Source organism: Streptomyces sp. NPDC056231 (assembly GCF_048270745.1).
Lineage (GTDB): Bacteria > Actinomycetota > Actinomycetes > Streptomycetales > Streptomycetaceae > Streptomyces.
Genome location: NZ_JBLVKW010000021.1, coordinates 1 through 13,205, shown reverse-complemented (window position 1 = coordinate 13,205; position 13,205 = coordinate 1). Strand labels below are relative to the sequence as shown.

Below are 13,205 nucleotides of genomic sequence, written 5' to 3'. Positions count from 1 at the left end.
CTGACGCTCAGGTCATACCTGTCTGACGTGCACACCCGCCGCAGTCAGTGCGTCGACCTCCGCCTCGGGCGCGGCCTCGTCGGTGACGACGGCGTGCAGTGCGGTGGCAGGCGCGACAAGAGCAAGGGCGGTACGGGAGAGCTTCGCGCCGTCCGTGACCGCGATGACGCGGCGGGCCGACGCGATCGCGGCCCGCTTGACGGCGGCGTCGTCCAAGTCGTACGCGGTCAGGCCGTTCGCGGCGTTCAGTCCACAACAGCCGATGACCGCGGTGTCGAAACGCAGGGCGGCCAGCGATGCCTCGGCGAGCGGGCCGGTGAGGGCGAGCTCGCCCGGCCGGGGGCGGCCACCGGGCACCAGCAGCGTGAGGTCCGGTGCTCCGGTCAGGGCGTTCACCGCGTGCAGGGACAGGGGCATGACCGTCAGCCGGCGGTGCTCCAGCGCGCGGGCCACTTCCAGGCAGGTGGTGCCGCTGTCGAGGACGACGGACTCCCCGTCGGCGATCAGCCCCGCAACCTCGGAAGCGATGCGTCGCTTGGCCTCCAGCCCCTCCGTCGCCCGCATCCCGAAGGGGGGTTCGTCGCCGCGCAGCAGCAGGCTCCTCGCTCCTCCCCGGTATCGCTCCAGAATGCCCTGCTCGGCCAGGGTCTCCAGGTCACGGCGGATGGTCATCTCCGACGCGCCGGTCAGAACGGCCAGCTCCGCGACGCCGGCACTGCCCGCGTCACGTACCGCCTCAGTGATCCGTCTCAGTCGATCTGTGCTCGCCACATCAGCGATAGAACACCATTGATGTTCACTGTGCAAGCTTTCGAACATCAATGATGTTCGATATGTTCATTGACATGGAGAGATCGCTGCGGACCGGCCGCCTGGTCACGACCGCCTACTTCGCCCTGAACGGCTTCGTCCTGGGGATGTGGGTCGTCCACATCCCTGCTGTCGAGCGCCACGTGGACATCAGTCATGCCGTGCTCGGCTGGCTGCTGCTGCTCCTCGGCGCGGGAGCCTTCGCGGGGATGCGGATCACGGGCCCACTCACCGATCGGTGGGGCGCCCGCGTCGTAGTACCCCTGAGTGCGGCCCTGTGCAGCGCGGCCGTGGTCTTTCCGGGTCTGGCCACGAACGCGTGGACGCTGGGAGCCGCACTCGCACTGCTCGGACTCGGCAACGGCTGTCTGGACGTCAGCATGAACGCCCACGCCATCCAGGTCGAGCGGGGCTACCGACGCCCCGTCATGTCCGCCTTCCACGCCACGTTCTCCATCGGTGGCGTCCTTGCCGCGCTGGTGGGCGCGCGCACGCTCAGCTGGGGCTGGAGCCCGGCGGCGACCCTCGGCTCGGTGGCCGTCCTCGGCCTCGCGGTCGCCGCACTCGCCGCCCGCGGGCTCCTGCCTACCGAAAACGCCGTCCCCTCCCCTGCCGAGGAGGCTTCCGGCGGTCAGACACAACCGGTGCACCGGGCATCCCGCCGCATCTGGGCGCTGGCCGCGCTCGCGCTGATGCTCATGCTCTGCGAAGGAGTGGCCAACGACTGGAGCACTCTGCATCTGCGGGACGTCCTGAACGCCACCGCCGCCACCGCCGCTCTCGCCTACGGTGCGTTCGCGACTGCCATGACCATCGGTCGTCTGCTGACCGACCGAGTGGCCATGCGTTTCGGGCCCGTCGCCATCCTCCGCTACGGGGCGGCCCTGGCCGCGGTCGGGCTGACGACAGCCACGTTCTCCACCTGGATCCCGCTGGCCCTGGCCGGTTGGGCCGTGTTCGGGGCCGGGCTGTCCGGCTGCATCCCCCAGCTCTTCAGCGCCGCCGGCCACGCCGACCCGAGCACCGCCGGAACGAACGTCTCACGTGTCGCCGGTCTGGGCTATCTCGGCATGCTGGCCGGTCCCGCCGTCATCGGACCGCTGACACACTTCCTCCCGCTCAACCTGACCTTCCTGCTGCCCCTTGGATTCTGCGTCGTGGCCGCGTGCGCAGCCGGCCTGCTCCGCTCACCGCACAGCGCTCCCAGCCGTCTGCAGGCCGAGGCGGCATGACCGGCACGGACCGCACGAGCTCCCTGTCCACCCGCGTCGTCCTCGCCGCACCGCTCACGAACACGGTCATTCCCCGGCCGTGACCCACGTGGTGGCCGGTGCACCGGATCGGACGTGGCAAGAGCGCCGACGGAAATAGCGGGAGCAACCAGGGAGGGCATGACCGGCATTATTCAGCGCCGGGGACGTGACGTGCGTCAGATGCGCGAGCTCGGCGGGCCTGCCCTCCGCGACGAGCCGTCCACCCCGGCTCATCCTCGGGTTGCCCCTGCAAGCCACGTGCGCCAGACATGGCGTGTGCTGGGGACCTCGGGGTGGTCGAGGAGCCAGAGAACGTATCCGGCGTGGCACCGCGCCCATGGACGGTCCGACCGGGCCGCGGTGTCGAGTCTGCCGCGCAGATCCTCGCAGTCCACGGCCCGGGCAACGCGCACGTACTCACGGTCCTTGCAGCGATGGGCCCGCTGGACGACGACCTCGACCAGGTCGATGAGTTTCGTCCTGACCGTCTCGTCATGCCCGACGACAGCCACATCCCGTATGAGGCTCTGTTTGGTGCCCCAGGCCTTGGCGTGGCGCGTCCACTCCTGCGGGTATCGGGCCTCCCACTCCAGGAAGAGCAGCGCGTACGGAAGCCCCGGCCAGGTCCTGATGTCCGCACCGACCGGGAGGTTCCACAAGCCCTCGGGGATCGAATGGCTGCAGACGTCGTGGTACCTCTCGTACGCCTGCCGGAAAGCCGGTTCCCGGTACTGCTCCTCCGTCCCCAGCGGAAGCGTCAGCCACCACAACTCGTTGAATCGGTCGAGCGCGTCCTGGGCGTTCTTCCTGGCAACGGCCAGAGTCGCAACCGCCGTGGCCCGTTCCTCGGGGTCGTCCGAGATCAATCCGAACGCCCAGCCCAGCCGCTCGTCCCAGGCGCGTGCGTCGTCGCCGCCTGCGCTCGCTCCAGCATCCCGTTCCTCGGTCACACCGCGATCATGCCCCAGGCGCCGGCCCGGAGGTGTGCCCCATTCGGTGACGACGTAGCCGGCGCGGCCCGAGCGGCGTCGTGGTGGCCGCCGACTCCCCTGCCCCGCCCGGCGAATTCGTCGCGTCGCGGCACTAGGAAGTGATAGGCCCTGTCGCTACCCTCCGCGCATGATTTCCACGGTTGTCTGGGGCACGGGAAACGTCGGCCGCGCCGCGATCCGCGCAGTCGAGGCCCATCCGGCGCTCGAACTCACCGCCGTACTCGTCCACAACCCCGTCAAGGTGGGACGCGACGCGGGCGAACTCGGTGGGCTCGGTCGTCCGCTGGGGGTCATGGCGGGCGCCGACGTCGATGGCGTGCTGGCCACCGGTCCCCGGGCCGTCGTGTACGCCGCGTCCGGCGACATCCGCCCCGACGAGGCCCTCGCCGACATCAGCAGGGCGATCCGGGCCGGGGCCGTGGTCGTCACCCCCGCACTGTACGCACTGTACGACCAGTTGGGCGCCCCGCCGGAGCTGCGGGATCCGGTGCTGGCCGCCATCGCGGAGGGTGGCGGCTCACTGTTCGTCTCCGGTGTCGACCCCGGCTGGGGCAACGACGTCCTCCCGTTGCTGATCAGCGGACTCGGCACCTCCGTGGACGTGATCCGCTGTCAGGAGATCTTCGACTACTCCACCTACGACCAGGAGGAATCGGTCCGGTACCTGGTCGGCATGGGCCAGCCGATGGAGTACGAGCCGCTGATGCTCGCACCGACCGTCCCGACCATGGTGTGGGGTGGACAGATACGGCTGATGGCCAGGGCCCTGGGAGCCGAACTCGACGACATCCGCGAGACGTTGGACCGGCACCCGCTCGACGCCACGGTGAGCACCAGGACGATGGGCACGTTCGAAGCCGGCACCCAGGGCGCCGTGCGGTTCGAAGTGCAGGGCATCGTCGGGGGCGAACCCCGCATCGTCATCGAGCACATCACGCGCATCCACCCCTCCTGCGCACCGGACTGGCCGAAGCCGCCCGACGGGGACGGCGCACATCGAGTCATCATCGAGGGCCGCCCGCGCATCGAGGTCACGGTCGAGGCCACCGACGAGGGCGAGAACAGGTCCGCGGGCGGGAACGCCACCGCGGTCGGCCGGCTCGTGAGCGCCATCGACTGGCTCGTGGACGCGCAACCAGGACTGTACGACGCGCTCGACGTCCCGCTGCGCCCAGCAGTCGGCAGGCTCGGAAGGAGACATCCATGAACATCGACATCCCCGAGGGCAAGGACGCGATCGAGTACGTGTGGGGTGAGATGGTGCCCGGGATCGGGATCGCCGCATCGAACTTCTCGATGTCGGTGTACGCCCACACGACCCTGGGACTGCGCGAGTTCGAAGCCGCACGGTTGCGGATCGCCCAGATCAACGGGTGTGCCTTCTGCCTCGACTGGCGAACCGAACGGGACGGCGTGAAGGTCGAGGAGGAATTCGCCGACGCGGTGACCCAGTGGCGTACCACCGACGTGTTCGACGACCGGACCCGGTTGGCCGCCGAATACGCCGAGCGGTACGCCCTGGATCACCACAACCTCGACGCCGCGTTCTGGTCCCGGATGACCGCGCACTACAGCCAGCTCGAGATCGTGGAGCTGAGCATGAGCATCGGATCATGGCTGGCGTTCGGCCGGCTCAACCATGTGCTGGGCCTCGACACCAGGTGCGCGCTGCCCGGCCGTTGACCGTCACAGGTCGGTGGCGATGATCTTCTCGATGTTCCGTTCGGCGAGCGCGGTGATGGTGACGAACGGATTGACGCTGGTGTTGCCGGGGATCAGCGAGCCGTCGATGACGTACAGGCCGGAGTAGCCGTGCAGGCGGCCGTAGTTGTCGGTGGCCCGGTTCAGCACCGCGCCGCCGAGCGGGTGGTACGTGAGGTGGTCGCCCCAGATCTTGTAGGTGCCGAAGAGATCGGTCCGGTAGATCGTCCCCTCCTTCTGGTTGATCCGGTCGAAGATCGTCTTGGCGGCGTCGATGGACGGCTGCTTCCAGGCGGTCTGCCAGTTCAGGTCGACGGTGCCCGTCGCGGCGTTCCAGGAGAACTCGGCCCGGTTCGGGTTCTTGGTGATGGACAGGTAGAACGACGCGTACGTCTCGATCCCGGTGGGCAGCGGCGCGACTTCGGCGAACGCGCCACCGGCGGCCCAGTTGTCGATGCCGCCCGTGGGAATGGACGCCTGGAGGCTGCCGGTCGGGTCCCACATGTGGTTGGCCCGGCCGCACATGACATTGCCGTTGTCGCCCCACCCTTTACCGATCTCGTTGTTCAGGCCGGCGAGAGCGCCGGTGGCCTTCAGCTTCACCAGCAGCTTGCTGGTGCCCACGCTGCCGGCCGCGAAGAACACCCGGTCGGCGGTCACCGTCTTGGTGACCGTGGTGACACCGCCGGTGTCGATCTGGTCGATGACGACCGTGTAACCGCCACCGGCCGCCGGGGCGACCGAAGTGACCTTGTGGAGCGGCGAGATGACGACCCTGCCGGTGGCTCTGATCCGGTCGATGTACGTTTTCTGCAGCGACTTCTTGCCGTAGTTGTTGCCGTAGAGGATCTCGCCGGCCAGCGCCGACCTGGGGACGGCTCCGGCCTCTTCCTGCTTCATGTAGTCCCAGTCGTACACGGTGGGCACGAAGACGAACGGGAAGCCGGCGCGCTGGGCCTGCTCACGGCCGACCCTGGCGTACCGGTAACACGCGGCGGTGTCGAACCAGGCCGGGTCGATGGTGCCGACCCCGAGCCCGGCATTGGCGCGCGGGTAGTAGATGTCGTACATCTCGTCGGCATCCACCGACGGGAGGACGGCTCCGAAGTTCTCGCGCTTGGGAGTGACCGCCATCCCACCGTTGACCAGCGAGCCGCCACCGACGCCGCGGCCCTGGTAGACGGTGATCCCGCTGAACTCCTCGGCGTCGAGGATCCCCGTGTTGCGAGTGATGTTCTTGTCGATGGGGAAGCCGAGGAAGTTGCTGAGGGGCTGCTTGGTCCTGGTGCGGAGCCAGTACGACCGGCTGTCCGGGGATGTCGTGTTGGCGAAGATCTTGCCGTCCGGGCCGGGGGTGTCCCAGGCCATGCCCATTTCGATCATGTGCACGTCGACGCCTGCCTGGGCGAGACGCAGTGCGGCGACGGAGCCGCCGTATCCGGTGCCGATCACCAGGGCCGGGACATGGGCCCCGGAGTCGATCGGGGCAGTTGCAGAGCCGACCCCGGCCTGGGCCGCGGTGGTGGTGTGACCCGCGAGGGCCACGGCTCCTAAAATAGAACCAGTTCCTGTGATGAACCTTCGACGCGAAACGCCCCTGGGGCCTGCATTATGCATGGTAGAGTCACTCATGTGACACGCCTCACTCTCCAGAGAGTGAAACTGGTTCTACTGCTGTTCGCGCGTTAAGTCACTACATACCCATGGGTAACATGCGCCCGACCGAGGCACTCCGGATGCACAACGCCGCGCGTCAGGCGGGCCGGCCCCGGCGACCTTCCCCGATCGGCCGGGTGCCCTCACCCCCTGGGGTGAGCCCCATGTCGGCAGCTGTGACACTTTCGCCCACGCAGGGTTCGTCGAGGTCAGCAGGCCCACACTCGGGCGGGCCGCCATGCGGATCGACCTCTGAATCGCCCTCCGTACGCGACACCGACGGGAACGGGTGGCGAAGTCCCATCGGACCTTCGCCACCCGTCATGCCCGAATCGACCCGACCGGGCGTCAGTAGGCCCCGAACACGTTGTCGATCGAGCCGTACTTGGCGGCGGCGTAGTTGCACGCGGCCGTGATGTTGGCGACCGGGTCGTAGGGGTCCATCGACGTACCGGGCACGTGGTAGGCCCGGAACGTGGGGTCGATGACCTGCAGGAGACCCTTGGACGGCGTGCCCTTGGCGGCGTTCGAGTCCCAGTTGTTGATGGCCCGGGGATTGCCCGCGGACTCGCGCATGATGTTGCGGTGGATGCCGTCGTAGCTGCCGGGGATGCCGTGCTGGGCCATGACGGCCAGCGACTCCTTGATCCAGCCATCGAGGTCGTTCGTGTACGTCGCGGGCTTCGCGGTGACGGCAGCGGCCGTGCTCGCGGCCGTCGTGGACGCGACTGCCGCGGGCGCGCTGGCGCCGATGGTGAGCTTCTGGCCCGCGTGAATGACGCTGGGGTCGGCTCCGATGACCGCTCGATTGTCCTTGTACAGCTGCTGCCAACCGCCGCTCACGGAATGGCTCAGGGCGATCTTGTAAAGGGAATCACCGGCTATCACGGAATAGACGGTGGGCGTGGCTGCCCGCACGGCAGTCGGCTTGGCGGGGGCGGCAGCGGCCGCCACCGTCTTGGCGACGGCTGCAGGGACAGGCTGCGCCGGCGCTGCCGAGGCAACGGTCGCCCCGATCATCGGAAGCGTGAGAGCGGCTCCGCCCGTGCTCACGGCGATGAATCCGCGAGTCAGCGAACTGAACTTACGACGACGGTGGTTAACCTGTGCGGGCATGACGTATTCCTCTCCGTCGCCTACGAGGTGAGCTGTCGGGTTGAGGCTGGAGTTGCCTCGCCGTATGGGAATACGACTTCACCCCTAGCCGTTCCGGATACCGGATCGGCGGCTTACGCGGGTCCCCCGCTCCTGCCGTACGTGAGTGGTCGGGTTACCGGACGGCGGCAGGATTCGGCGTTCCATCCGGATTGACGGTGACCGTAGGCGAGAAACTCCGACCTGAACAAGCCCACATTTCTCGATCACAATTCATTTACAAGATCGAGTCGCGGAAATTTCCGCAATCCACCCCGGTCCGTGAAGCCAACTTTCTTGGCGCAGAAGGGAACCGGGCGGTGCGCCGCTTCGCCTGCGGGCCCGGAAGGTGACTCTCACCACTCGGCCCGAAAAGGGCGATTTGCCCGGCACGAAAGCCTTCGGACCAACGCGGGTTGCACGTTCACCAGCACGGCAAGCAACTTCCCTTTATCGCCAAAATTGGGACATTCAGGAGATTTTGACGCCAGGGGCAGACATTCGGGCTCCGGCTCGTCGGGAAGGGCACCCGGGGGAGACGACCGGGAGCAGTCGCGCGTCATCCGCCTGCGCCGACTGCGGCGCGCGAGTGGCCGCCCACCGGCCAGGTCGTGCATGTTCACGCGAACGACACCATGGCGGCCGCACAAGGTGCCGTAGATCTTCGGGGTGGCCATGATGGTGCGGAAGAACGCCCTGCCCACCCGCCGGGACCGCCCGGCAGCACGAGAGAAGTGATGGCGATGGAGCTGTTCCCACCCATGCCGCTCGCCGAGTGGCATGACACCAAAGAGACGCTCCACCGCTTCGCGCAGATCGTCGGAAAGATCCGTCTCGCGGCCAGTGTCCAGCGCAACCACTGGTGGAACGTTCCGTTTCACCTCACTGGCCGGGGTATCACCACCCGCCCCATGGGGCAGATCGACGGCAACCCGATTTTCACGGTGGACTTCGACTTCGTCGGCCATCAACTCGTCATCACAAGACTGGACGGCGTGAGGGTCTCGTTCCCGCTTTCGGGCCAGTCTGTGGCTTCCTTCCACAAGAAGATCATGGCCGCCCTGGACGCGCTGGGTATCGAGGTGGATATCAGATTTCCCAAGCCATTCGATCTGTCCGACGCCGACCGGCCGTTCGCCGAGGACACGGAGCACGCGGCATACAATCCCGAACAGGCAAACCGGTATTGGCAGGTACTCAGCCAAGTGGCGCTGGTACTGGAGGAATTCTCCGCACGGTTTTCGGGGAAAGTCAGCCCCGTGCACCATTTCTGGCACACCTTCGATATCGCTCACACCCGCTTTTCGGAGCGTCAGATCGACCAGCCCGAGCAGATCGACCCGGTGACGCGGGAGGCCTACTCCCGGGAAGTGATCAGCTTCGGTTTCTGGTTCGGTGACGACAAGTTCGCCGCGCCCGCGTTCTACTCGTACACCGCTCCCGAACCGGCGCGGCTGGCGGAGGAACCGCTCACCCCGGTGTCGGCGCAATGGGTGGATCGTGGCGGCAGCCACCTGGCGGTGCTGCCGTACGACGCGGTCCGCACCGAGAGCGATCCCCGTGCGGCCGTACTCGCCTTCTACGAAAGCGCCTATCAGGCCGGAGCGGGGCGCGCCGGCTGGGACATCGACCGTCTCGCCTGTCCCGGCGGGATCACCGATCCGTGCCTGAGGACCCGTACGCCTGCCGGTGGATGAGGAGCACGGCTCCAGTGCTGCTGCCGCTCCCAGTCCGCGGGGATCTTGCCCTGGGAACCCGGGGTCGGCTGGGCGACCGGGTGCGAGATGGGCCGGAGCAGCTCCAATCCCTCGTCATATTCCTCGGCCTCGTTGTTCCGGAGCCAGTTCTCCCCCGGCTCGAAGCCGGCCGGGAAGGGATGTCCCATCGCCTCGCCCTCACCCTCCCGGGACTGTCGGCTGCGGAGCCCGGTGGCTGCCGAGCCGCCGCCGCAGTGCGGCGAGCCGGGGATGACGTTCGTGCAGTTCAGCGGAGTGGCGGTCGAGTTCCTCGCCAAGGCGTTCGGCGCGTTTGTCGATGTCCAGCTCATCCAGAATGCGGTCGACCTCGGCGAGCAGCGCACCGTGCAGTTGCCACTGTCGGGGGTGCTCCTGAACGTCCTCCAGCAGGAGGTCGGCCACCACGTCCCGAGTGGCGCGGCTGGCGGCCAGTGCGGCGGCAAGTCGCGACTCCGCGTCCTCGGCATTGGCGGACACCGGGGTGGTGATCAGCGTGGAGAAGCTCTCGACCGCGTCGGCCATCTGCGCGAAGAGTTCCCGGAGCGCTTCGGCCACGTCCTGCGGGAACATGGTTTCCCCGGTCCGGGTTTTGGCCAGGTCCGTCAGCGTGCGAGCCAGCACACGGAGTACAACGGCACAGATCTCCAGTGTGTCGAGTCCGGTACGCAGGACGATGCGGTACAGAAGGCCCTGCCGGATCCGGGGGTTGAGCAAGAGGCTCTCCTCGGCCTGCCGGAGCGAGGCGTCGACGGCCACGATGTCGTGGTCCAGTCTGCGGGCGTCGTGCAGTCTCGCCGCCGCCTGCGCGACCGACATGTGGCCGCCGACCTCCTCGCCGATGGCCCGGAACATCCCTCCCATCTCGCGCGCCAGTTCGTCGATGGACACGCCCGCGTTCTGCACCCATACGGGCGGTGCGAGCAGGTTGAACAACAGGCCGACGCCCGCACCGATCAGGGTCTCCAGAACGCGGTCCCAGGCGGTGGCTGCGACCTGGGAGACACCGAGGACGAGCATCGCGCTGATGGCGACTTCCGGCACGAACTCGTCCACTCGCACCATCCGTCCGATGATCAGCGAGCTGAAGATCGTCAGACCCAGGCTCCACCAGTTCAGACCCACCAGTGCGCTGAAGCCGATGGCGATGAGCACCCCGACGACGACGGAGTTGACGCGCCGGATGCCCGTGGTGAGCGTCGCGTACAGGGTGACCTGAACGACAAGGAGCGCGGTCAGTGGAGCCGTCAGCGGTACCGGCTGAGGAAGGGTCCACACCGCGACGACATAGGAGATGACCGCGGCCGCCGTCGAGCGCAGGGTCTGCGCCGCGACAGGCTCGGTGGTCTGCCGTACGAGCTTGATCACGGGTGCGGAGAGTTCGGGCATTTCACTCTCCTTCCCTCGTACGTCTGCTCGCAGCACCACGAATCCACCGGACGGGTTGCGCGTGGGCCCCGTCGTCGGGTCCGTACCGCCGCCTGGGGTCGGTGGGTGGGCAGCAGGACGGGACGATGGCGGAGGCCCGAAAGTCGGCGCAATGCGGTCCTGTGGGTGCGAGACGCCGATCCCTACGCTCGTGCCATGCGTGTACTTGTCGCCTCTACCAGCGGATCGGGCCACTTCAGCCCGCTTGTCCCGTTCATCGACGCCTGCGCGGTGCGTGGGGACGATGTCCTCGTCGTCGCACCGCCGAAGCTCGAACCGTTACTGGCAGCCCGGAAACAGCCCTACCACATCGGCGGGGAGCCGCCGCAGGCCGAGCTCGTGCCGCTGATGATGCGGGTGTTGGGGCTGCCCGCGGACGAGGGCGTGTCCCTGATGACCAGGGAGGTGTTCGGCAGACTCTGCATCACCGCCATGCTGCCGACGCTGGAGGAGCTCTGCCGGGAGTGGCGGCCGGATCTCGTCCTGCACGAGACGTACGAGCTCGCATCGGTGGTGGCAGCCGAGCGGCACGGTGTCCCACATGCCCAGGTCGCCGTTTCTGTCGCACAGTTCACCGAGTCCACCGACGAACTGCTCCGCCCTGCACTCGATTCGTACGGTACGGGCATCGCGGAACGGCTCCGGGTCTCCCCCTATCTGACCCGGCTGCCCGCTTCCTTGGACCCCTCACCGTACGCGGTGACCCGGCGCTACCATCAGCCGCCTGCCTCGAACGCTCTGCCGGACTGGTGGCACGGCCGCGAAGAACCGCTCGTCTACGTCACGCTCGGCACCGAGGTGGGCGGCATGCCGAACGCCTCCGCCCTGTACCGGACGGTACTGGCGTCCGTGAGCGGGCTGCCGGCGCGCGTCCTGCTGACCACGGGTCCCTTCACCGATGTGTCGGACTTCGGGGCGATCCCCCGCAACGTCCGTGTGGAGAAGTGGGTCCCCCAGGCCGACGTACTGGGCGGCGCCTCCCTCGTGCTCTGCCACGGCGGTTCGGGCACGGTCTACGGCGCCCTCGCCTCCGGTGTCCCGCTGGTCTGCCTGCCCCTCTTCGCCGACCAGCCGACGAACGCAAGGCTGGTCACCGAGGCGGGCGCAGGTCTGACCGTCACGGCGGACGGGCCGGGGCAGGAGGCGGCCGGGTTCGGCCCGGACGGTGTTGCCGGCATACGGTCGGCCGTCGAACTGGTACTCAAGAATCCGTCGTACCGGGCGGGTGCCGAGCGCCTGACGGCCGAGATGTGTGACACGCCGACAGCCGGCGAACTGCTCGACAGTCTCGAGGCCTGTCCGGCGCCCGGTCCTCGCTGAGACGAGGGAAGGGGACGAGCGGCGGTCAGTGGGAGAACCTGTGCCGGCACGACCTGGGCGTGGTCCGGCTTTGCCGGCTGTACTGGGCGGCGGCGGAGGCCCAGTCGTCGGCCGGCAGCCGCCGAACCACGCCCGGGGCACGGCGGTCGTACGTCGTCACCCTGCGCCGGACTTGCCGGGGTTCTCGCCGACGTCCCGGATCCTGTTTGTACCTCACCACGGCAGTCCGGATCACATAAGCTCGAACAATGGCGAAGTACTTCGACGTACACCCCGAAAATCCTCAACGGCGCACCATCAGCACGGTGGCTGAGACCATCCGCTCCGGTGCGCTCATCGCGTACCCGACGGACTCCTGCTACGCACTGGGATGCCAGCTGGGCAACCGTGACGGCATCGGCCGGATCCGTTCGATCCGGAACCTCGACGATCGTCACCACTTCACCCTGGTGTGCCAGGACTTCGCGCAACTCGGTCAGTTCGTACACGTCGACAACGACGTGTTCCGCGCGATCAAGGCAGCCACGCCCGGGAGCTACACCTTCATCCTCCCGGCGACGAAGGAGGTGCCACGTCAGCTGCTGCACCCGAAGAAGAAGACGGTAGGAGTCCGCATTCCCGACCACGTGGTTACCCAGGCCCTGGTGTCCGAGCTCGGGGAGCCGCTGCTCTCCAGCACCCTGCTCCTGCCCGACGAGGACGAGCCGATGACACAGGGATGGGAGATCAAGGAGCGGCTCGACCACGAGGTGGACGCGGTGGTCGACTCGGGTGACTGCGGCACCGAACCGACGACGGTCATCGACTTCTCCGAAGGCGAAGCCATGATCGTGCGCCGAGGCGCTGGCGACACCACACGATTCGAATAGCCATACACCGACGGCGTCACCACTGGCGAGGCATGGGACCGCTTGCCCCTGCCTCGGATGCCACGTGGTCGACCGCCATACGCTCAGCTGTCTCCGCCCTCAGGGTCCGGGCCCAGCGGGTGTGCGTGGAGCGGGATGAACCTGCCTGCCGAGCGAACCTGTTCGAGGGCGGGGAGCCCGGGAAGCCCCATGCTTCCGCCTCGGTCACGACGTCAGGCCGGGCCCTGGGCATGTTCTGGCCTGGTTCGGCCGTACCGCCGGCAGGTGCGGTCAGTAGGCCGAGTTGACGTGGTCGATGGAGCCGTAGCG

Annotated in this window: 11 protein-coding genes and 1 riboswitch; of the genes, 6 read left to right on the top strand and 5 right to left on the bottom strand. The window is 67.8% G+C overall.

What is annotated here, in order from left to right; all coding sequences use genetic code 11:
* Positions 1-12: 12 nt before the first annotated feature.
* Positions 13-771: a DeoR/GlpR family DNA-binding transcription regulator gene (locus ACNPQM_RS18305; protein ID WP_418084809.1), complete on the bottom strand. Its 759-nt coding sequence runs from the start codon at positions 769-771 to the stop codon at positions 13-15.
* 74 nt (positions 772-845) lie between these two features.
* Between ACNPQM_RS18305 and ACNPQM_RS18300 the strand changes: the two genes are divergently transcribed.
* A complete protein-coding gene (locus ACNPQM_RS18300; RefSeq protein ID WP_418084883.1) occupies positions 846-2,042 on the top strand; it encodes an MFS transporter in 1,197 nt (398 codons plus the stop codon).
* Between the two features lie 251 nt (positions 2,043-2,293).
* Here ACNPQM_RS18300 and ACNPQM_RS18295 read toward each other — a convergent pair whose 3' ends face one another.
* Positions 2,294-3,013: a hypothetical protein gene (locus ACNPQM_RS18295; RefSeq protein WP_418084808.1), complete on the bottom strand. Its 720-nt coding sequence runs from the start codon at positions 3,011-3,013 to the stop codon at positions 2,294-2,296.
* A gap of 169 nt (positions 3,014-3,182) precedes the next feature.
* Between ACNPQM_RS18295 and ACNPQM_RS18290 the strand changes: the two genes are divergently transcribed.
* The gene (locus ACNPQM_RS18290; protein WP_418084807.1) at positions 3,183-4,262 is read left to right on the top strand and encodes a dihydrodipicolinate reductase; all 1,080 of its coding nucleotides are present in this window, start codon (positions 3,183-3,185) and stop codon (positions 4,260-4,262) included.
* Positions 4,259-4,738 carry a carboxymuconolactone decarboxylase family protein gene (locus tag ACNPQM_RS18285; RefSeq protein ID WP_358861982.1) on the top strand — a complete coding sequence of 160 codons (480 nt, stop codon included), beginning with the start codon at positions 4,259-4,261 and terminating at the stop codon, positions 4,736-4,738. The genes ACNPQM_RS18290 and ACNPQM_RS18285 overlap by 4 nt, the downstream gene beginning before the upstream one ends.
* Before the next feature lie 3 nt (positions 4,739-4,741).
* Here ACNPQM_RS18285 and ACNPQM_RS18280 read toward each other — a convergent pair whose 3' ends face one another.
* Together ACNPQM_RS18280 and ACNPQM_RS18275 are read right to left on the bottom strand one after the other, a co-directional pair.
* The gene (locus ACNPQM_RS18280; RefSeq protein ID WP_418084806.1) at positions 4,742-6,388 is read right to left on the bottom strand and encodes a GMC oxidoreductase; all 1,647 of its coding nucleotides are present in this window, start codon (positions 6,386-6,388) and stop codon (positions 4,742-4,744) included.
* Positions 6,389-6,760: 372 nt separating this feature from the next.
* A complete protein-coding gene (locus tag ACNPQM_RS18275) occupies positions 6,761-7,528 on the bottom strand; it encodes a transglycosylase SLT domain-containing protein (RefSeq protein ID WP_418084805.1) in 768 nt (255 codons plus the stop codon).
* 4 nt (positions 7,529-7,532) lie between these two features.
* Positions 7,533-7,718, bottom strand: a riboswitch (cyclic di-AMP (ydaO/yuaA leader).
* A 571-nt stretch (positions 7,719-8,289) separates the two neighbouring features.
* Between ACNPQM_RS18275 and ACNPQM_RS18270 the strand changes: the two genes are divergently transcribed.
* Positions 8,290-9,243, top strand: a complete 954-nt coding sequence (locus ACNPQM_RS18270) for a DUF5996 family protein (RefSeq protein WP_418084804.1) — start codon at positions 8,290-8,292, stop codon at positions 9,241-9,243.
* Positions 9,244-9,441: 198 nt separating this feature from the next.
* Here ACNPQM_RS18270 and ACNPQM_RS18265 read toward each other — a convergent pair whose 3' ends face one another.
* Positions 9,442-10,668 carry an FUSC family protein gene (locus tag ACNPQM_RS18265; protein WP_418084803.1) on the bottom strand — a complete coding sequence of 409 codons (1,227 nt, stop codon included), beginning with the start codon at positions 10,666-10,668 and terminating at the stop codon, positions 9,442-9,444.
* A gap of 195 nt (positions 10,669-10,863) precedes the next feature.
* On the opposite strand from ACNPQM_RS18265, the gene ACNPQM_RS18260 reads away from it, so the two are divergent.
* Positions 10,864-12,027, top strand: a complete 1,164-nt coding sequence (locus ACNPQM_RS18260; protein WP_418084802.1) for a glycosyltransferase — start codon at positions 10,864-10,866, stop codon at positions 12,025-12,027.
* A gap of 248 nt (positions 12,028-12,275) precedes the next feature.
* On the top strand, positions 12,276-12,896 hold the full coding sequence (locus ACNPQM_RS18255; protein WP_358861977.1) for an L-threonylcarbamoyladenylate synthase: 621 nt from the start codon (positions 12,276-12,278) through the stop codon (positions 12,894-12,896).
* Positions 12,897-13,205: the final 309 nt, after the last annotated feature.

Bases quoted from the DNA above. Each gene is read 5' to 3' on its own strand.
- ACNPQM_RS18285 (WP_358861982.1), top strand. From the start codon at position 4,259: ATGAACATCGACATCCCCGAGGGCAAGGACGCGATCGAGTACGTGTGG.
- ACNPQM_RS18255 (WP_358861977.1), top strand. From the start codon at position 12,276: ATGGCGAAGTACTTCGACGTACACCCCGAAAATCCTCAACGGCGCACC.
- ACNPQM_RS18275 (WP_418084805.1), bottom strand. From the start codon at position 7,528: ATGCCCGCACAGGTTAACCACCGTCGTCGTAAGTTCAGTTCGCTGACT.
- ACNPQM_RS18290 (WP_418084807.1), top strand. From the start codon at position 3,183: ATGATTTCCACGGTTGTCTGGGGCACGGGAAACGTCGGCCGCGCCGCG.
- ACNPQM_RS18265 (WP_418084803.1), bottom strand. From the start codon at position 10,668: ATGCCCGAACTCTCCGCACCCGTGATCAAGCTCGTACGGCAGACCACC.
- ACNPQM_RS18300 (WP_418084883.1), top strand. From the start codon at position 846: ATGGAGAGATCGCTGCGGACCGGCCGCCTGGTCACGACCGCCTACTTC.
- ACNPQM_RS18260 (WP_418084802.1), top strand. From the start codon at position 10,864: ATGCGTGTACTTGTCGCCTCTACCAGCGGATCGGGCCACTTCAGCCCG.
- ACNPQM_RS18270 (WP_418084804.1), top strand. From the start codon at position 8,290: ATGGAGCTGTTCCCACCCATGCCGCTCGCCGAGTGGCATGACACCAAA.
- ACNPQM_RS18280 (WP_418084806.1), bottom strand. From the start codon at position 6,388: ATGAGTGACTCTACCATGCATAATGCAGGCCCCAGGGGCGTTTCGCGT.